Source organism: Cohnella lupini (assembly GCF_003386205.1).
GTDB classification, from domain to species: Bacteria; Bacillota; Bacilli; order Paenibacillales; family Paenibacillaceae; genus Cohnella; species Cohnella lupini.
Genome location: NZ_QRDY01000006.1, coordinates 227016 through 244528 on the forward strand (window position 1 = coordinate 227016; position 17513 = coordinate 244528).

Genomic DNA, 17513 nt, shown 5'->3' on the forward strand with positions numbered 1-17513 from the left:
GCTTCTTTCCGCTATTTAGGAGTAAAAGTCGGGGAGCTTATATATCTGTCGCTGTCGAAACCGCTCTATCTTGAAACGCAAAAAAAACCTAACCCGACGGGCTAGGTTAAATGAATAGAACATTAGGATCTCAACCGATGAATTGTTGAATGCTTTTCAACTCGTCGGTTAACCGCCGAAACGATTCCACGTCTCCTTGCGCAAGCGCATCATCGATCGCATGATATATTTTCTCCGTCCGGTAATTGCGCAGCGCTTCGTCCAGGACCATTTCTGCCGCCAATCCCAGCATCGTCTCGTAGGCGACTTTCATGTTGTCCATTCGTTGCACCTCCGAAATCCGGCGTAAAGGGCACCTTGTCAGGAGCTCCTATATTGATCGCCTTTGCTCACGTATCTGTCCGCCGTTTGCTTCATTCGCTGCAAATCCTGCTCGGTAAATGTCAAACAACCTTTGCCGGTGATCCTAAACGCAGTATTCTGGGCGAAATGACCTGATTTTCAGTTACGAGCGCGCCGGCTCCCATTAAAGCATATTCACCGATGTCCGCCCCGTTCAAGACGATAGCCCCCATGCCGATCAATGTACCATTGCCTATGTTGCAGTCTTGATCGATTACCGCATGTCCGACGGATACGCCATCGCCGATGATAAGCGGCTGATTGGCGTTATTTCGCGTCTAAACGCTCCGTCTTAAATATTACAATGCCGTCCGATTACGATTGGTTCCAAATCTCCACGCAGTTTCCATTTGTCATACGGGCGGGTTGCCGAGATTCAAAGTATCTTCGAAAGCGAGCGTATTTCCCGAAATCAGCCATTTGCCTTGGGGCGTGATCTTAACGACATGGACCCCTTCCGCCGTTTGTCCCCAGCGTACAATACCTAGATGCATAAGCATGTTAAGGATGCGCCGTTCAAGTACGTCTCTCGGGGTGTCATAATAATAGGAACGGATTAGCGGTTGCAGAATCTCGTTCATCGATTCTACGGTTACCCAGTCGCCCGACAAACGCATCACCCATTGCACCAAGGACGATAGGTTGGGAATCGGACCCTTGTACAACCGCAACCAGAATCGGTAAAGCTTGCTTGGATCCGGCTTGGCAAGACCGTCCGCGATCATTCGTCCCGCCGGAGTTAACGTGAGCTTCTCCGCTTCCTCCGCTACGTACCCTTCGAAGTAGGAAAAGTCGTAGAGCAAGGAAAAGCGATCCGGATAATCCATGAATCGGCGACCGTAGCCGAACCTCCATCCTCCTTTAGCCGGCAAGCTTTCGTTGACGGAAAGGAGCTCTAGCGCTTGTTGGAGCTGGCGCTTGTACATGATGCCGTCGGAAGTCAAAGGCAAATCGTTGTCGCGCACGTAACGGAGGAAGTGAGCGATGTCTTCCACCAACAAGCTTCTTTCGTCCCGATAAGCAGCGGGCTCGTCCATAGAGACGAGGGAAGTGCGGAAACGTTTTTCGAGTACGTCGCACAATCGGACTTTGACGTCTTCCGGAACCTCGTACAAAAACCGGGTTTGTTGAGAGAAGCCGTTAAAGAGCCAACCGAAACGCTTGAGTCTGGTAATGGAGTTCCGCGCCGTTTCGTCGGGGCCCGGAAGCGGTTTGACCGCCGCGTTCTTCCCCTTGCGAGATCGTTTAGGAAGCTCGGGAGGAGCCTCCGGAACGATCGATGACTTCGGCAGCATGCTCGGCTCTTCTCCTATTGCTCTCGCTTTCAATTCCTCTAAGCTGTATGCGGTTCTTTTCTCGAATACGAGAAAATTCAAGAAACGAAGATCGTTCCCCGTCATCTCTCCGATTCTCGATTCCATGACGTCTCGTCGTTGCACGGTTGCAAGAATCGACTGAATCAACTCGTTCTTGGAATGGCTGCTGCAAGTACAATCGTAAGCTTCCGCGATTCTAGTCAACTCGGCAATGTCCGCATAACATAACATGTCGGCCAAGTTCATCGGCATTCACCGCTTCATGGAGGATTTACATTTCAGTATAGGCGCGGGTTGTCAGTCTTAAACGTTAAATATTCAAGTAGTTTATGCTTTCTGATCGTACGCAAAAAAACCGGGCCTTTGCCCGGATTCTCGGAGTCTTGATTTATATAGAAGTTTCCGTCGCTAAATGCAGCGTGCAATTATGAAGCACCGGCTTCCAGATTGCCTGTTCATTCTCAATTATGGTAAGCGACATGTTGAGCAAGTGGGAATCCGTTAGGTCTGCACAGAGAGATTGAAGCATTCTTCCCAGAAAACTACCATGAGAGACGACTAACCATGCCTCACCCGGATGTTTCTCTAACATCTCGTCAACGAACCGATGCCCGCGTTCCTTGATTGATTCATCGTTCTCCTGATCGGGAACCAATCTTCGCCAATCCGCGCCCCAGCGGGTCATACGCTCCGCTTCCGTCGTTCCTTCCGCTTGACCGAAGGAACGTTCCCGCAATCGCGCGTCCTTGATTACCGGGAGCCCAAGCCGGTCGGACAAGATCTCGGCCGTCTTCATAGCGCGCTGTAAGTCGCTGCTATAGATTCCGTTCCATGCTTGCCCTTCACGTGCTAGCCGATCTGCTAGAAGGCGAGCTTGCTCTTCTCCCTCCGCGCTTAACGGAATATCCGTAACTCCTTGGATTTTACCTATTTGGTTCCATTCCGTAATCCCATGCCGTACCCATCCGATTCTCGTTGCCTGCATCATGTACGCACCCTGGAGAACCAATTCAAAATAAGCAGCGTCATGATCATTCCGACGATCGAGAACGCGACCCAATATTCCGGCGTGGCGGGCGAAACCGTCAGCATGATCGGATCGCTCAAGCTTGCCATCGGGACTTCAAGGTGTATGCTGTCTCCCCCTTGATGGCTGGCGGCGAACGCGTTCGCCGAATCGATCAGCGCCGTGCCGTCTTCGCTAGTGCCGCCGATACGGCCGAACGCGGTATATAGAAATCCGCAAACAAATAGCGCAAACAATGCCGCGAGAATACCTGCTACTTTCTTTCTGAAAGCAAAAGAGAAGGAATAGGTGCGGCGAACAGCCGGCATATACCAGCTCTGTTCGGAATAAATGCGGTTCATTACGTTCTGATTCATCCATTCGGACGAGACGGGTTCATCCTCCAGAGCTTCGTTAAACGGCAATTCTTGAATCAATAGGGCGCTTTCTTCCCAAATGCTGAACTCTTCCGCGCATTCGCTACACCCGTGCACATGCAAATCTACGGCGAGTCGTTCGGCGGAATCCTCGGGTAAGTCCCGGTAAATTCCGAACCATTCCGCGGCTTCTTCGCATTTCATCGCAGCTTCATCTCCTCGTACTCCTTCATCAAGGCCGGTTCGGCAAAGTACGATTCCAACTGTGTCTTCACACTGGCCCTAGCCCGGAACAACAACGATTTGACGGAACTGACCGTCTGTCCTAGAATGTTGGCGATCTCTTGGTAGTCCATCCCATCGTACTCCCGCAATATGAGCGCTGAGCGCTGCTTCTCGGGCAAACTATTGATGGCCTCTCGTACCATGGAAACCTTCTCGTTGCGCAGCAACCGCTGCTCGGGCGCCTCTTCGAAAGGCGCGGCTGGTATGTATGTGGAGTCGTCTAGCGATACGTGCGCCGTCTTCTGCTTGCGCAATTCGCTAAGAACCGTATTTCGTGCTATCGTATATAGCCAAGTTGAAAAGGACGCGTCTACTTCCCGAAAGGAATGCAAGCTCCTGAAGGCTTTGTAAAAGGTTTCGGAACTAATATCCTCCGCCAGTATTTCCAGTTTGGCGCTCTTAAGCATGTGATATACGAAGGATAATATCTTCTTCTGATATCGTCCCATTAACGTAGAATACATATCTACGTTGCCGTCTTTGATTTCCCGTATTAATTGGGAATCGGTCATCATATCCGCGACCCTCCCCCGTGTCAGGGTGAACGTTCGCAGCCGGTGGGTATAAAGTTATACCGGCCAAAAACGAAAAAGTTGCGCTTTACGGCGCATGAAAGTTTGTAAACCAGTATTTTACAAATTCTATATGCTATTGTAACACAGGTCGTTGGGCTCTGAGCTTAAAAATTTCTCAAATTTTGCAGGGAAATGTGTCCTTTACATGCCTATCGACCTATTTCCTTCTTCTGATTTGACGATATCCCTTCCGTTCAGGTTCATTTTTGCAAAAACGGGTTTATTTCCGTTCAAGTTGAAGCCGTTTTTCCCGGCACAAAAAAAAATCCACCCCGAAGGGTGGTTGCACATAGTGCTAGGATTGGATAGGAGTGGAGAGAAACCATACTGTACTTTTATTATATGTATACGTTTTCATTTTGTCAATAAGCGTTTACATTTAATTTTAAAGCGTTTACAGCATGTATTATCCCGGATCTTAACCAGCAAAAAAAAGAGGATGCTGCGAACTCTACGCGCAGCCTCCTCAAGACCGTTACATATGAACGGCGTAGTTCAATGATTTCAATAATGCAGTCGCCTTGTCCTGATCTTCGGACTGTTGGAACGATAATCGCAGAACTCCCGGCACGTCTTCCCTGCTCTCGATGATTTGCAGATTACTGAGGTTGATCTTGGCTTGCCCGAGTTCCGTCGCGATCTTGCCGATGATACCAGGATGATCAGGAACGTCAACGTAACATTCATAGATCGAAGTGATCATTCCCTTGCGGCGTTCCGGAAGCTGGCTCCTGAATTGACCGGCGCGGCGGAATTGCTCCGCCACTCCTTCACCGTCCCCTTCTTCGAGCAGGCTAGCGAAACGTTCCATCTCACCTTGCCAATCCCGGACCAGCTTGAGCATAACTTCGCGGTTATTGAGCAGAATATCTCGCCAGATGACGGGATCTCCGGAAGCTATTCTTGTAATATCCCTGAAACCGCCGGCCGCCAGCATTCTATATAACTCGTTCGATTCATTGTATCCCGCGATCTGATTAACGAGAGCGACCGCGATCATATGAGGCAAATGACTGATCGCGCCTACAATATCGTCATGCAGTACGGCGTCCGTCTTCACGATGTGGGCTCGCGTCCATTTCAACAGCTTCTCCAGCTTGAGAATGTGCTCCTCTGATGTGCCTTCCGTAGGCGTCAGCACGTAATAAGCATTCTCCAACAGATGCAAGCTTGCGGCTTCCACTCCGGAACGCTCGGATCCGGCCATCGGGTGTCCCCCGATGAATACCGCTCCACGAGGCAACAATTTATCCGCATGACGGACGACGGACGCTTTCGTGCTCCCTACGTCCGTAACGATGCAGCCAGCCTTTAACGGAAGGCTGGCCAGCTCGTCCACGTATTCCTCCAGTCTGCCGACGGGTACGCACAGAAACAAGAAATCCGCGTCCTTGGACGCCTCCTCGACGGAGGTCGTCGCCCAATCAACGACTCCGCGTGCGACGTACTTCTCCGTCGATGCGGCATTGACCGAATGGCCGACGACTTCGACTCCGGGTTTGCCTTTGAAGCAAAGCGCAAGCGATCCGCCGATCAAGCCGACTCCGAAGATGGCGATTTTCAATCGTAAAGATTCCTTCGATTCCGTAAAGTCGCTAAATTCTCCGCTCATGCCTTCACACCTTTACCGCGATTTCTTGCAGCACGGCTGTCAGCGCGGCGATTACTTTCTCGTTCTGTTCTTGGCTTCCGACCGTTATCCTTATATGCGTAGGGTATAGCTTATGGCCGGCTCTCACGATGATGCCTTTGCGGAGCAATGCATCGAATACTTCCTGGCCCGGTCTTTTCACGTCGACCATGATAAAATTCCCGTATGCCGGGAACGCGGGCAATCCGAGCTCGGCGAACGAGCTGTTGAAGTACGCCAAGCCTTGCTTGTTCGCCGCGCGGCATTCCTCGATGAACGACTCGTCCGCCAGTGCCGCTAGAGCGGCCGCCTGACCGAAGCGAGACGTGTTGAAAGGCTCTCTCACCTGGTTGATGCTTCGTATGACGTCGGGACGACCGATTCCATAACCGATACGAAGCGATGCTAAACCGTAAATTTTGGAGAAAGTGCGCAGAACGATAACGTTAGGGTATTTCTTAAGCAACTTTATGACATCCGGAAACGCAGGATCTTCGATATATTCGCAATAGGCTTCGTCCAATACGACGAGAACGTTGCTCGGAACCCGGGATAGGAACCTCTCGACTTCGTCCGCGACGTTGATCGTGCCCGTAGGGTTGTTCGGGTTGCATATCCAGATGACTTTCGTCTTGTCCGTTACGCGTTCGAGCATCGCATTCAGATCGTGGGTTCCCTCTTTGAGCGGCACCTCGATGATGACGGCGTTCTCGATCTGAGCGTTATGCTTGTATTGAGGAAACGTCTGGTCCGCCATGATCGTCTCGTCCCCGGGAACGAGAAAAGCGCGAGCGATCATCAGTATAATTTCATCCGAACCGGCACCAAATATCACTTGGTCGGCGTTCACGTCGAATTTGCGCGCGATGGCATCCGTAAGCTCCACTGCTGCTCCATCCGGGTATATGCTGATGTTATCCAGCTCCCGAACGATGGCTTCCTTCGCCTTCGGGGAACTGCCGAACGGATTTTCGTTGGAAGCCAGCTTGATGACTTCGGTTAATCCCAGCTCTCGTTTCACGTCGTCGACGGGTTTGCCGGGCTGGTAAACGGGCAAATGAACAATATTCGGTTTCGGAATCATGTGGGTCCCTCCTAAGATCGCGACAAACGGAGCGTTCGGATCCGCCGAAGGCGGAACGTCATTCGCTCCGAATGGAAATGTTATTCTATTCTGACACATCGACGCGTCACTGTACAGACGATATTACGATTCAAGGAAATAGGAAAGTTTAGGAAGCCGACGTTCTCGGTTTTAATTCCGCGATGAAATCCTGTATTTGTTGAATACCTTGTTTGCGCTCGCTTTCGTTATCGGAAGTCAGAAGGGGTAAAGCCTCCTCCACTTGCCTGACTATGGCGCTGCCCACGATAACTCCGTCGCACTGACCGGCGAAACGCTCCGCGTGCTCGCGGGAGGAGATGCCGAAGCCAACGCAGATCGGAACCGATGCCGCTCTGCGTACCGTGCTCAGAAACTGGTCGATGCCTTCATGGAAGGTTGAACGGACGCCGGTCACCCCCAACGACGAAACGCAGTAGACGAATCCTTTGGCATTGGCGGCGATCCGTTCCACGCGCGCTTCGGACGTCGGCGCGACAAGCGGAATCAAGTGGATGCCGCTGGCTTCCGCAAGCGCGCGGGTTTCGGAGTCTTCCTCCAAGGGCAGATCCGGAATAATCACACCGCTGAACCCGTGTTCCTTCAGAAGCTCAAAGAATCTCTCTAAACCAAGTTGCAACGCCGGGTTGAAATAGCTGAACAGGATGAATGGCATCTTGACGCCGCGAGCGCGTGCGCTTGAGGCGACGGTCATGCAATCGGTAAGGCTGATGCGGTTCTTAAGCGCCCGTTCGGAAGCGCGCTGAATGACGGGACCGTCCGCGAGCGGATCGGAATACGGAACGCCGAGCTCGATCATATGCGCCCCGGCGGCTTCCGCCGCTTGAACCAAGGCTACCGACGTGTCCAGATCGGGATCACCCATCGTCATGAACGGGATAAGCGCCGTTTCCCCTTTGATTTTCAATTGAGCGAATACGGCATCTATCGCGTTAGGTACGGTTGTCGTGCTCATGGCTGCGTTCCCTCCTCTGCCGCTAGGTAAGACATGATGGACTCCACGTCTTTATCTCCGCGTCCGGACAAGCTGACGACGATGATCTCATCCTTGTTCATAACTGGAGCGATCTTAAGCACCTGAGCGATCGCGTGAGCGGACTCCAGCGCGGGAATGATGCCTTCCATCCGGGATAACAAGCTTAACGCGTCCAATGCTTCTTTGTCGGTGATCGGTACGTATTCCGCCCGCTTCGTGTCTTTCAAATAAGCATGCTCCGGCCCGATACCGGGGTAATCGAGTCCTGCAGAGATGGAATGAGCCGGCAACACTTGCCCGCCTTCGTCCTGCAGCACGTAACTCATGGAGCCTTGGAAGACGCCGGGACGACCTTTGGTCATCGTGGCCGCGTGCTCCTCGGTATCTACTCCCCTGCCCGCTGCTTCTACGCCTAGAAGCTTAACGCTCGCATCTTCGATGAACGGGTGGAAAATACCGATGGCGTTGCTCCCGCCTCCGACCGCCGCCACGACGACATCCGGCAAGCGACCTTCGGCCTCGAGAATTTGCTCCCTCGATTCCAATCCGATAATCCGTTGAAAATCACGAACCATCATCGGATAAGGGTGCGGCCCCGTCACGGAACCTAAAATATAGTACGTATCGTCGACATGGCTAACCCAGTATCTTAGCGTTTCGTTGCAGGCGTCCTTGAGAGTCCGCGTGCCCGACATGACGGGAATGACTTCGGAACCGAGCAGCTTCATTCGGAAAACGTTCAATTGTTGACGCTTCGTGTCTTCCTCGCCCATGAATACCTTGCACTCGAGCCCCATGAGGGCGGCGACCGTCGCGGAAGCCACGCCGTGTTGACCGGCTCCGGTTTCGGCGATGACTTTTTTCTTGCCCATGCGTTTCGCGAGAACCGCTTGTCCGATCGTGTTGTTGATTTTATGCGCTCCGGTATGGTTCAAATCTTCTCGTTTCAGATAGATTTTCGCCCCGCCGAGATGTTGGGTTAATCTCTCCGCGTAATAGAGCGGCGTCGGACGGCCCGAATATTGTTTCAACAAATAACGGACTTCCTCGAGGAAATCGGGATCGTCCTTGTATTTCAAATATGCTTCTTCCAGTTCGATTAAAGCGTTCATTAAGGTTTCCGGTACGTATTTTCCGCCGAAGGGACCAAAACGTCCGTGTTGATCCGGCACTTGACCTGCGTGACTCATAATCCTCTCACCCTTTCTACGAATGCGGCGATCTTATGGTTATCTTTGACTCCGTCCGTCTCCACGCCGCTGGAGATATCGACGCCATCGGGTTTGTAATCGGTTATTAGTTGGTCCGCGTTATCCGGATTCAGTCCCCCGGCGATGAACAATCGCAAGCCGTTATTATTCGCCGCTTCTTGATACGAAGGAATGACATCCCATCGAAAAGCTACGCCGGTACCTCCGCCGGCGGTATCCAAAAGGATCGTGGACACCGCTCCTTTGTATGCGGAGAGTCTTTCTGCGCCAATCCGTTCGGAGGTCGCTCCATTAGCTTCGCCGATCGGCAGCGCGCGCCAGACGTCAACCCGGAAGCGCTCGCGCACCTCTCGGCAGAACTCAGGCGACTCGTCGCCATGCAATTGGACGACGTCGAGAGATACGACGGTTAGAGTATCTTCTAATTGGGCCATAGTCGGATTAACGAACACGCCGACCGTCTTGGGCGGTTTGCCGCCGGCCATCGGAATTTGCTTCGCGACGGCTTGGAGAGCGGACGCTTGACCGGGGGAAAGCTGTCTTCTGCTCGTCGCGAACACGAAGCCGACGTAATCCACCGAAAGCCCGATCATTCCGCGCAAGGTCGCCTCTTCCATGATCCCGCATATTTTCACGATCGACGACTCCGTCATCCGGACGCGCCTTCCTTCTTCGTTATCGGACCGAGCAGCTCGTTTACGGCGTTCCGAACGTTAGATTGACGCATGAAATGCTCGCCGATCAATACCGCTTGAGCGCCGGCTTCGCGAACGAACGCCACGTCGTCCGTGGACGAGATCGCGCTCTCGCTTACCGCCACGATTCCTTTCGGCAATAAAGCGATCAGCTCCTCCGTTACTTTCAAGTCCGTGATGAAGGTTTTCAGATCCCGGTTATTGACGCCGATCAGCGAAGCTTTGCCTATGTCCAGGACCATGTCCAATTCCGGACGGTTATGCACTTCGACCAGCACGTCGAGCCCGAGGTCCCGCGCGAGGGTATAGAAGGACGAAAGCTGATTTTTCGTCAGAATGGCGGCGATCAACAAAATCGCATCGGCTCCGATCAAGCGGGCTTCGTAGATTTGACGCTCGTCTATTGTGAAGTCTTTGCGAAGCAAAGGTACTTTGACCTGTTCGCGAATCCGCTTGAGATATTCGTTGCTGCCTTGAAAATAATCCGAGTCCGTCAATACGGAGATGCAATCCGTCCCTGCCTCTTCGTATGCTTGAGCTAAGCCGGCGGGATGGAAATCCGGACGAATAAGGCCTTTGGAAGGACTTGCCTTCTTTACTTCCGCGATTAGGCCGACCGGACGATTGCGACCGATCAAGGCTTGCTCGAAGCCTCGGCAAGATTCGAGTCCGGCGATCGTTCTTTCGGCTTGGCCGATGTTAAGGCTTTTTTTAAGCGCCGACACTTCTTCGTGTTTGGTGGCGACGATGCGATCAAGAAACATGGCTCACTTCTCCCGTCGTTGCGATCCATTGCTGAAGTTTATTGGCCGCGAGGCCGGAGTCGATCGTCGAAGCGGCGACTCTGACGCCGTCCGGCAACGAATCCGCGCGGCCCGAGACGTAAATGCATGCGCCCGCGTTCGCTAGGACGACATCGCGGTAAGCGCTTCTGTTGCCCGCGAGAACGTCGCGTATGATGGCGGCGTTCTCTTCCGCGTTTCCGCCCTGCACCTCGTCGAGGGACACCGTCGTTAGGCCGAGCTGTTCGGGAGTGATGTCATAAGTAAGGACTACCCCGTCTCTTAGCTCGGATACTTGGGTAGGCGCGGATATGCTGATTTCGTCCAATCCGTCGTAGCTGCCGACGACCATTGCTTTCTTCAAGCCTAGCCGGGACAACACTTCCGCTACCGTCGCGGTGCGCGTCCGATCGTATAAACCGATGAGCTGCCGGTCCGCGTTCGCCGGATTAGCCAATGGTCCGAGCATGTTGAATATGGTGCGCACGCCCAACTCTTTCCTTGGAACCGCGGCGTGCTTCAATGCCGGATGGTACAGCTGCGCGAACATAAAGCATATCCCCGTTTTGTCGAGGCATTCCGCGGCTTGCTCGGGCGTTAAGTTGATGTTGACGCCAAGGGCCTCCAGCACATCCGCGCTGCCCGCTTTGCCGGACATCGCGCGATTCCCGTGTTTGGCAACGCGAGCTCCCGCCGCCGCCGCGATTACGGCCGAAACAGTCGAGATATTAAATTTATGGATACCCGATCCGCCGGTTCCGCACGTATCGAGAAGATCATGATTTTCCGTGGCGACGTGGTTGGAGAAAGCTCTCATCGCTTCCGCGAATCCGGTGATCTCTTCGACCGTCTCGCCTTTCATGCGAAGCGCAATGACGGTTCCGCTGATTTGCGCGGGCGTCGCCTCGCCTTTCATAATCGTCGTCATCGCTCCGTACGCCTCGTCGCGAGTCAAATCGCCGCCGCTAATTATTTTGTTCAACGCCTGCGGTAAACTTATCGTTAGAGTATCGCTCATTTGACCGGATTCCCCTTCCCCTTAGTCATAGTCCAGATTCGTGCGGCGGTCTCCCGCCAGGACGACCGGAAAATCATTGGCGGAGCGCTTGGAAGATCCCGCGGCAGGAAACGCCGCTTCCGCGGAGCGGATCGCTTTGAGCATCCCTTTCGCTTTGTTGACGGTCTCTTCGTACTCGTTCTCCGGAACGGAATCCCAGACGATTCCCGCTCCGGCTTGCACGTATGCTTTGCCGTGCTTGAAAATGATCGTCCGAATCGTGATGCATGTATTTAGATTGCCCGAGAAGCCCAAGTACCCGATAGCGCCGGCATACGCTCCTCTGGCTTCGTTCTCTAATTCGGCTATGATTTCCATCGCTCGGAGCTTCGGGGCTCCGGATACCGTTCCCGCCGGAAGGCAAGAAAGGAACGCATCGTAGAAATCCTTATCCGGCCGGAGTTGGCCGGTTACGTTCGATACGATGTGCATGACGTGGGAGTAACGCTCGATCTCCATGTAACTGTCGCATTTGACCGTTCCGAAGGTCGATACCCTTCCAAGATCGTTGCGCCCCAGATCGACGAGCATGACGTGCTCCGCCCGCTCCTTCTCGTCTGCCAACAATTCTTTTTCGAGCGCCAGATCTTCCTCCGGCGTTTTACCCCTCGGTCTTGTACCCGCGATCGGTCGAGTTTCCACTTTGCCGTTATCCACCTTGACCAGGAGCTCCGGAGAAGTTCCGACGACGACTTCGTCATCCAGCTTCAGCACGTACATGTACGGCGAAGGATTCATCGTCCTCAGTACGCGGTACACGTGTAACGGGTCGACTTCCGTTTCGATATGGAATCGCTGCGACAACACGACTTGGAAGATGTCGCCCGCGCGAATATATTCCTTAGCCTGGTTGACATTATCCAGAAATTGCTGCTTGGTCAGGTTGGACTTGATTTCTCCAAGGTCCGGATCCTGAGGCGGCGTACCTCTCGACGGCTGAGTTTGAATCGGCTGCTGGATCCTGCGGATCGTATCGTCGATCGCGTTTAGCGTTTCCAAGTAGGCGGTTTCGATGTTCGCGTCCGTCGCGCCTTCGGCAACGTGTACGTTCCCGATGACGAGCACTTGCTGCTTGAAGTGGTCGAATACGATAACGCGGTCGCAGAACATGAATTGCATATCGTCCATGTTCAGATCGTCCGTCGGATGAGGCGGCAGCTTTTTCTCGTAATATTGAAGCAGGTCGTATCCGAAAAATCCGATCGCGCCTCCCGTGAACGGAGGAAGCTCCGTCAATGCCGGGCTCCGATAGGAACGAAGCTTTTCGCGTAGGAGCTGCAACGGCTCGGTCGTTTCGTGAGTTTCGGATTTCCCGTTTTGCTCCAAGGTCAGCTGGCCCTTCTTCAGCTTCAGAACTAGGAACGGATCCGTGCCGATAAACGAATATCGCGCCCATTTAACACCGCCCTCGACGCTCTCCAGCAAGAACGCGCGCTTGTCTTTGCTAAGATGCTGGAACACACGGATCGGCGTTTCGGTGTCCGCCAGCAACCTGCGTACGACGGGAATGACGTTGTATTGTCCTGCCATGGCTTTGATACCTTGAAGCTCCAGCTGATCCATCGTCGATCTCTCCTTTTTAGAGCTTTATGCCATCAAAAAAGCACCCCTGCTCAGCAGAGATGCGCGTAATCGATAAGTTTAGGCTCCGACTTCATCGTGTCAGCACGGTAATTCCCATGCATCGCCGACGATACGGATACTCCGCTCATCTCTTCTCATCTCTACTCGCACCCGCGTAAGTTATCGTCCCTATGGCCGACCGTTCCGCGATGCATAATATGAGTATAAATATAGCATTCCTCGGCGGTTAGCGTCAACATTATTCTATGCTTGTTTCGGCGACCATTCCAAGCTACCCTACAAGACTTTTTCACCCAAGTGCCTCTTTGGCGAGTTAAAGCGGCCGTCCGCTCTAACCTCACTAAAAGTGCCTCATTCATCGATTTAAAGCGGCAGGGCCGCTCTATCTTCCTCCAAAGTAACTCATTCGCCGATTTAAAGCGGCGTCGCCGCTCTAACCTCCACCAGAGTGCCTCTTTCGCTGATTTACAGCGGCAGGGCCGCTCTATCCTCACTCAAAGTGCCTCATTCATCGATTTAAAGCGGCGACGCCGCTCTAACTTCCTCAAAGTGCCTCGTTCGCCGATTTAAAGCGGCTGGGCCGCTCTATCTTCCTCCAAAGTACCTCGTTTGCCGATTTAAAGCGGTGACGCCGCTCTAGCTTCCTCCAAAGTACCTCTTTCGCCGATTTGAAGCGGCAGCGCCGCTCTATCCTCACTCAAAGTGCCTCATTCAGAGATTTAAAGCGGCGACGCCGCTCTAACTTCCTCCAAAGTGCCTCATTCGCCGATTTAAAGCGGCGACGCCGCTCTAACTTCCTCCAAAGTACCTCTTTCGCCGATTTAAAGCGGCAGCGCCGCTCTATCCTCACTCAAAGTGCCTCATTCATCGATTTAAAGCGGCAGGGCCGCTCTATCTTCCTCCAAAGTACCTCTTTCGCCGATTTAAAGCGGCGACACCGCTCTAATTTCCTCCAAAGTGCCTCTTTCGCTGATTTACAGCGGCAGGGCATTACTAACACTGTTCTCTACCACAATAGCTTGCTTGCGCCTTCAACGAGTACATATTCATGATTGCGTCTCAAGCCTTCAATATGCGGTTTTATAAGATTCCGGCGAATTAACGATCGCAAAACCTCACGGCAAAACTCCGTCCCCTTCCCTAAGCACGTCTTCACATCGTCCATTCGGAAAGATCTCGCTAACCACAACGCATATCTAATGACCTCTCGCTCATAAATAGTCGCTTGCTGGTACGAAGCCGAGCTCGCATTACCGGCATGTCTACCGTACAACTCATACAAAGCCCTTCTGCACATATCCGGTTTCTTGGCCATCTCGTCATACGTGAAGGGAATATACTTGATATCCAATGCGACCATGCTGCGAACCCTCACTTTTTCAAAATCGAATCGAGGACGAGTAATCGTCTCCGCATGGGGTACGTATCCTTCAGCCTCCAATCCAAAGCGAAAATTCTCATCCACGGCGTCGACGTAAGCCTTGACTCCCGATAAAGTAATCATCTCTTTTTCTAACGTAATTCCTTTGTACGACTTGCGTACCGGCCAAATAATATCGACGAGCAGCTTTCTTTCTCCTTCGCCCTGTTGTTGCAACTGCACCAGCCGCATTCCCGTTGCCTGACTCTTCTGTTCATCTAACAACTTTTGATACTCATATTCCGCTTCCGAAATTGACATTCGCTTTCCCTCCGACAGTGAATTTAAATAAAAAAAACGCCGAGCTCTCGGGCAGAGAGATCGGCGTGTGCTTCACGCAATTAGAACGAACTATTAGGTGCTAGGCGTGCTACTGGGCGTGTAACTAATTTACTGATGCTGGCTTCATTACAAATTACTTACCGGCCAAATCCGGACGAAGAGCTTGAGCTCCGTTCAAGTAAACGTGGCGGACTTCCTTCTGGGAAGCTGTCGTGTTGACGAGCACCATGAGGCGGATGCATTTCTCAAGGCTTCCTTTAACCGGAACCTCTAAGGAGCACATCAGCGGTACGAGCTCCCAGCCAGCCATTTGGCGGATCGCCCGTGCCGGAAAAGTCGCGTCCAGATCCTGTGTTACCGTCACGAATACGCTAGCGATATCCTCAGGGGTAAAATGGTTGACTTCAACAATACCATTCAGCAGTTGGATCGTCGCATCCAAGATCGGACCCTCTTCATTCAATTCTACCGTTATGGCTCCGCGAATTCCCCTCACGCTCATAGCCGTTCATTCCCCTCTCTTAATCCGTCCACGATTTCTCTTACCCATGATGATGGAACGTCATTGCGTATTTCCACGGAACCGATCGCGGTCGGTACGACGAATACCATTTTCCCCTCGGAAAACTTCTTATCGTGCAGCATGGCGCTCATAATGCCATCTGTATCGCAACTGTCCGGGATGCGCACGGGAAGACCGAACTTCGCGAAAATCCGTTCCGTTTCCTCGGCTATCTCGGCAGAATAACCGAACCTCGCGGCCAAGCGCGCGGAACCGACCATGCCGATGGCGATGGCTTCTCCATGGAGCAGCTCGCCGTACCCGGCAACCGCCTCGAGCGCATGGCCGATCGTATGACCGAGATTCAGAATGGCGCGCAAATCATTTTCGCGTTCGTCTCGCGATACGACGATGGATTTGACTTTGCAGCCTTCGTACAAAGCGTATCCCAAAGAATCCGAATCCAATGCCAGCAGCTTATCGGCATTGTCGTCGCACCAAGCGACGAATTGTTCGTTCCAAATAAGCCCATGCTTGATCACCTCTGAAAGACCGGCGCGAACCTCGCGAACGGGAAGACTAGCTAAAGTGTCCAAGTCATATAGAACGAACTCCGGCTGATGAAAAGCTCCGATAATGTTTTTGGCCAATCGGTGGTTCACCGCCACCTTGCCGCCAACGCTGCTGTCATGGGCAAGAATCGTCGTAGGCATCTGCACGAAACGGACTCCCCGCATATAAGAAGCAGCCACGAAGCCGGCGAGATCGCCGACGACACCGCCGCCAAGAGCGATTACCGTCGATTTGCGGTCCAATCCGGCCTGGAGAGCCGTCCCTACCAATTCGTCGAGAACTTCGAGACATTTCGATGCTTCGCCGGAAGGAACGACGGCGGTCGTGACCGCATACCCAGCCTCTCCAAGTGAAGCTTCGACCTTATCGGCATACAAATCGACAACGGAGGAGTCGGTTACGAGAAGAATCGGCGACTTCACCGGTAAACCATGCTTTAAGAACAACTCACCGGCTTGAGCAATCAAATCCGTGCCGATATATATGGGATAAGAACGCTCCCCTAATTCAACCTGAAGTTCCCTTGTCCCGCCCGCCATTAGTAAGCCTCGACTTGACTCAGATAATGATCCAAATTCGCTTGAATTTCTTCGATGGAATCTCCGCCGAATTTCTCCAGGAACGCTTTGGCAACTTCCCAAGTCACGACATGCTCCATAACGACGCTTGCCGCCGGAACGGCGCAAGCATCGGAGCGTTCGACCTGCGCGGTAAACGCTTCTTTCGTATCGATATCTACGCTCGCAAGGGGCTTGTATAACGTCGGTATCGGCTTCATCACTCCGCGAACGACGATAGGCTCACCAGTCGTCATCCCGCCTTCGAATCCGCCTGCGCGGTTGGATGCGCGATGGAATCCTTTATCGGCTGTATGCAGAATCTCATCATGCACTTTAGAGCCGGGAATACGGGCCGCTTCGAATCCGATGCCCACCTCGACGCCTTTGAACGCGTTAATGGACACGACCGCTTGAGCGATGCGACCGTCAAGCTTGCGATCCCATTGCACGTGGCTCCCGAGGCCCACCGGCAATCCGGTAATGATGCATTCGACGACGCCGCCTATCGTATCGCCTTCCGCTTTCATGCGATCGATTAACTCTATCATCTTCTGCTCCGCGTCCTTGTCCGCGACTCTAACGGGAGATTCTTCCGTAACCGCGATAAGCTCATCGATAGGAAGCGTTGGAGCAGCGGCCACGACTTCGCCTATCGAAACGACGTGCCCGGCGACTTTAATGCCGAATTTCGCCAACAGTTGGCGGGCAATCGCTCCCACGGCTACGCGGGCAGCAGTCTCTCTCGCGCTTGAACGCTCAAGCACGTTGCGCAAGTCTTTAAGATTATATTTCAATCCGCCGTTCAGATCGGCATGTCCCGGACGGGGCCGGAATACGCGGCGCTTCGCCTCGTCATTCCCTTCTACCGGCTCAACGTTCATTACGGAAGTCCAATGCTTCCAGTCCTTGTTCTCGACGACGACAGCAACGGGAGCCCCCGTCGTGCGGCCATGCCGCACGCCGCCGACGATCTGCGCCGTATCTGTCTCGATCTGCATGCGGCGTCCTCGGCCGTGACCTTTCTGCCGACGCTGCAATTGAAAATTCAAAGCTTCGAAATCAAGCTCCAGATTGCTAGGTAATCCTTCGATAATGGCTGTAAGCTGCGGTCCATGCGTTTCTCCCGCTGTCAAATAACGTAAACTCAAGCTCGGTTC

At 53.0% G+C, this 17513-nt stretch carries 17 protein-coding genes and 1 pseudogene; all 18 read right to left on the bottom strand.

The genetic code is table 11. The features are described from left to right. Positions 1–130: 130 nt before the first annotated feature. The 18 genes and pseudogenes from DFP95_RS13370 to aroC all read right to left on the bottom strand — a co-directional run bounded on the left by DFP95_RS13370 (position 131) and on the right by aroC (position 17504). Positions 131–322 carry an IDEAL domain-containing protein gene (locus DFP95_RS13370; RefSeq protein WP_115993133.1) on the bottom strand — a complete coding sequence of 64 codons (192 nt, stop codon included), beginning with the start codon at positions 320–322 and terminating at the stop codon, positions 131–133. 38 nt (positions 323–360) lie between these two features. Further along, positions 361–745 (bottom strand): annotated as a pseudogene (locus DFP95_RS29800) (gamma carbonic anhydrase family protein); the annotation flags it as partial. Positions 746–755: 10 nt separating this feature from the next. Next, on the bottom strand, positions 756–1964 hold the full coding sequence (locus tag DFP95_RS13380; RefSeq protein ID WP_115993134.1) for a hypothetical protein: 1209 nt from the start codon (positions 1962–1964) through the stop codon (positions 756–758). Between the two features lie 142 nt (positions 1965–2106). Continuing rightward, on the bottom strand, positions 2107–2706 hold the full coding sequence (locus DFP95_RS13385; protein WP_115993135.1) for a histidine phosphatase family protein: 600 nt from the start codon (positions 2704–2706) through the stop codon (positions 2107–2109). After that, entirely contained in the window at positions 2703–3305 is a 603-nt protein-coding gene (locus DFP95_RS13390) for an anti-sigma factor family protein (protein ID WP_115993136.1), read from the bottom strand. Before DFP95_RS13390 ends, DFP95_RS13385 begins: the two co-directional genes overlap by 4 nt. Then, positions 3302–3898 carry an RNA polymerase sigma factor gene (locus DFP95_RS13395; protein WP_115993214.1) on the bottom strand — a complete coding sequence of 199 codons (597 nt, stop codon included), beginning with the start codon at positions 3896–3898 and terminating at the stop codon, positions 3302–3304. The genes DFP95_RS13390 and DFP95_RS13395 overlap by 4 nt, the downstream gene beginning before the upstream one ends. 538 nt (positions 3899–4436) lie before the next feature. Then, the gene (locus DFP95_RS13400) at positions 4437–5573 is read right to left on the bottom strand and encodes a prephenate dehydrogenase (RefSeq protein ID WP_115993137.1); all 1137 of its coding nucleotides are present in this window, start codon (positions 5571–5573) and stop codon (positions 4437–4439) included. A 4-nt stretch (positions 5574–5577) separates the two neighbouring features. Next, entirely contained in the window at positions 5578–6675 is a 1098-nt protein-coding gene (hisC, locus tag DFP95_RS13405; RefSeq protein ID WP_115993138.1) for a histidinol-phosphate transaminase, read from the bottom strand. A gap of 148 nt (positions 6676–6823) precedes the next feature. Next, positions 6824–7669: a tryptophan synthase subunit alpha gene (gene trpA / locus DFP95_RS13410; protein WP_115993139.1), complete on the bottom strand. Its 846-nt coding sequence runs from the start codon at positions 7667–7669 to the stop codon at positions 6824–6826. Next, positions 7666–8880, bottom strand: coding sequence for a tryptophan synthase subunit beta (gene trpB, locus DFP95_RS13415; RefSeq protein WP_115993140.1), 1215 nt, complete (start codon positions 8878–8880; stop codon positions 7666–7668). The genes trpA and trpB overlap by 4 nt, the downstream gene beginning before the upstream one ends. Next, positions 8877–9554, bottom strand: a complete 678-nt coding sequence (locus DFP95_RS13420) for a phosphoribosylanthranilate isomerase (protein WP_115993141.1) — start codon at positions 9552–9554, stop codon at positions 8877–8879. Before DFP95_RS13420 ends, trpB begins: the two co-directional genes overlap by 4 nt. Further along, positions 9551–10360: an indole-3-glycerol phosphate synthase TrpC gene (gene trpC / locus DFP95_RS13425; protein WP_115993142.1), complete on the bottom strand. Its 810-nt coding sequence runs from the start codon at positions 10358–10360 to the stop codon at positions 9551–9553. Before trpC ends, DFP95_RS13420 begins: the two co-directional genes overlap by 4 nt. Beyond that, positions 10350–11396 (bottom strand): anthranilate phosphoribosyltransferase, encoded by a 1047-nt coding sequence (gene trpD / locus DFP95_RS13430; RefSeq protein ID WP_115993143.1) that lies wholly within the window; start codon positions 11394–11396, stop codon positions 10350–10352. Before trpD ends, trpC begins: the two co-directional genes overlap by 11 nt. 21 nt (positions 11397–11417) lie before the next feature. Next, entirely contained in the window at positions 11418–12998 is a 1581-nt protein-coding gene (trpE, locus tag DFP95_RS13435; RefSeq protein ID WP_115993144.1) for an anthranilate synthase component I, read from the bottom strand. A gap of 1027 nt (positions 12999–14025) precedes the next feature. After that, on the bottom strand, positions 14026–14700 hold the full coding sequence (locus tag DFP95_RS13440; RefSeq protein ID WP_115993145.1) for a hypothetical protein: 675 nt from the start codon (positions 14698–14700) through the stop codon (positions 14026–14028). A 154-nt stretch (positions 14701–14854) separates the two neighbouring features. After that, a complete protein-coding gene (gene aroH, locus DFP95_RS13445) occupies positions 14855–15223 on the bottom strand; it encodes a chorismate mutase (RefSeq protein ID WP_115993146.1) in 369 nt (122 codons plus the stop codon). After that, on the bottom strand, positions 15220–16335 hold the full coding sequence (gene aroB / locus DFP95_RS13450) for a 3-dehydroquinate synthase (RefSeq protein WP_115993147.1): 1116 nt from the start codon (positions 16333–16335) through the stop codon (positions 15220–15222). The genes aroH and aroB overlap by 4 nt, the downstream gene beginning before the upstream one ends. Continuing rightward, positions 16335–17504: a chorismate synthase gene (gene aroC, locus DFP95_RS13455; protein ID WP_115993148.1), complete on the bottom strand. Its 1170-nt coding sequence runs from the start codon at positions 17502–17504 to the stop codon at positions 16335–16337. Before aroC ends, aroB begins: the two co-directional genes overlap by 1 nt. Between the last annotated feature and the right edge of the window lie 9 nt (positions 17505–17513).

Bases quoted from the DNA above. Each gene is read 5' to 3' on its own strand.
- trpE (WP_115993144.1), bottom strand. From the start codon at position 12,998: ATGGATCAGCTGGAGCTTCAAGGTATCAAAGCCATGGCAGGACAATAC.
- hisC (WP_115993138.1), bottom strand. From the start codon at position 6,675: ATGATTCCGAAACCGAATATTGTTCATTTGCCCGTTTACCAGCCCGGC.
- trpC (WP_115993142.1), bottom strand. From the start codon at position 10,360: ATGTTTCTTGATCGCATCGTCGCCACCAAACACGAAGAAGTGTCGGCG.
- DFP95_RS13395 (WP_115993214.1), bottom strand. From the start codon at position 3,898: ATGACCGATTCCCAATTAATACGGGAAATCAAAGACGGCAACGTAGAT.
- DFP95_RS13380 (WP_115993134.1), bottom strand. From the start codon at position 1,964: ATGAACTTGGCCGACATGTTATGTTATGCGGACATTGCCGAGTTGACT.
- DFP95_RS13440 (WP_115993145.1), bottom strand. From the start codon at position 14,700: ATGTCAATTTCGGAAGCGGAATATGAGTATCAAAAGTTGTTAGATGAA.
- DFP95_RS13370 (WP_115993133.1), bottom strand. From the start codon at position 322: ATGGACAACATGAAAGTCGCCTACGAGACGATGCTGGGATTGGCGGCA.
- aroB (WP_115993147.1), bottom strand. From the start codon at position 16,335: ATGGCGGGCGGGACAAGGGAACTTCAGGTTGAATTAGGGGAGCGTTCT.
- DFP95_RS13400 (WP_115993137.1), bottom strand. From the start codon at position 5,573: ATGAGCGGAGAATTTAGCGACTTTACGGAATCGAAGGAATCTTTACGA.
- trpA (WP_115993139.1), bottom strand. From the start codon at position 7,669: ATGAGCACGACAACCGTACCTAACGCGATAGATGCCGTATTCGCTCAA.
- DFP95_RS13390 (WP_115993136.1), bottom strand. From the start codon at position 3,305: ATGAAATGCGAAGAAGCCGCGGAATGGTTCGGAATTTACCGGGACTTA.
- trpD (WP_115993143.1), bottom strand. From the start codon at position 11,396: ATGAGCGATACTCTAACGATAAGTTTACCGCAGGCGTTGAACAAAATA.
- aroH (WP_115993146.1), bottom strand. From the start codon at position 15,223: ATGAGCGTGAGGGGAATTCGCGGAGCCATAACGGTAGAATTGAATGAA.
- DFP95_RS13385 (WP_115993135.1), bottom strand. From the start codon at position 2,706: ATGATGCAGGCAACGAGAATCGGATGGGTACGGCATGGGATTACGGAA.
- trpB (WP_115993140.1), bottom strand. From the start codon at position 8,880: ATGAGTCACGCAGGTCAAGTGCCGGATCAACACGGACGTTTTGGTCCC.
- DFP95_RS13420 (WP_115993141.1), bottom strand. From the start codon at position 9,554: ATGACGGAGTCGTCGATCGTGAAAATATGCGGGATCATGGAAGAGGCG.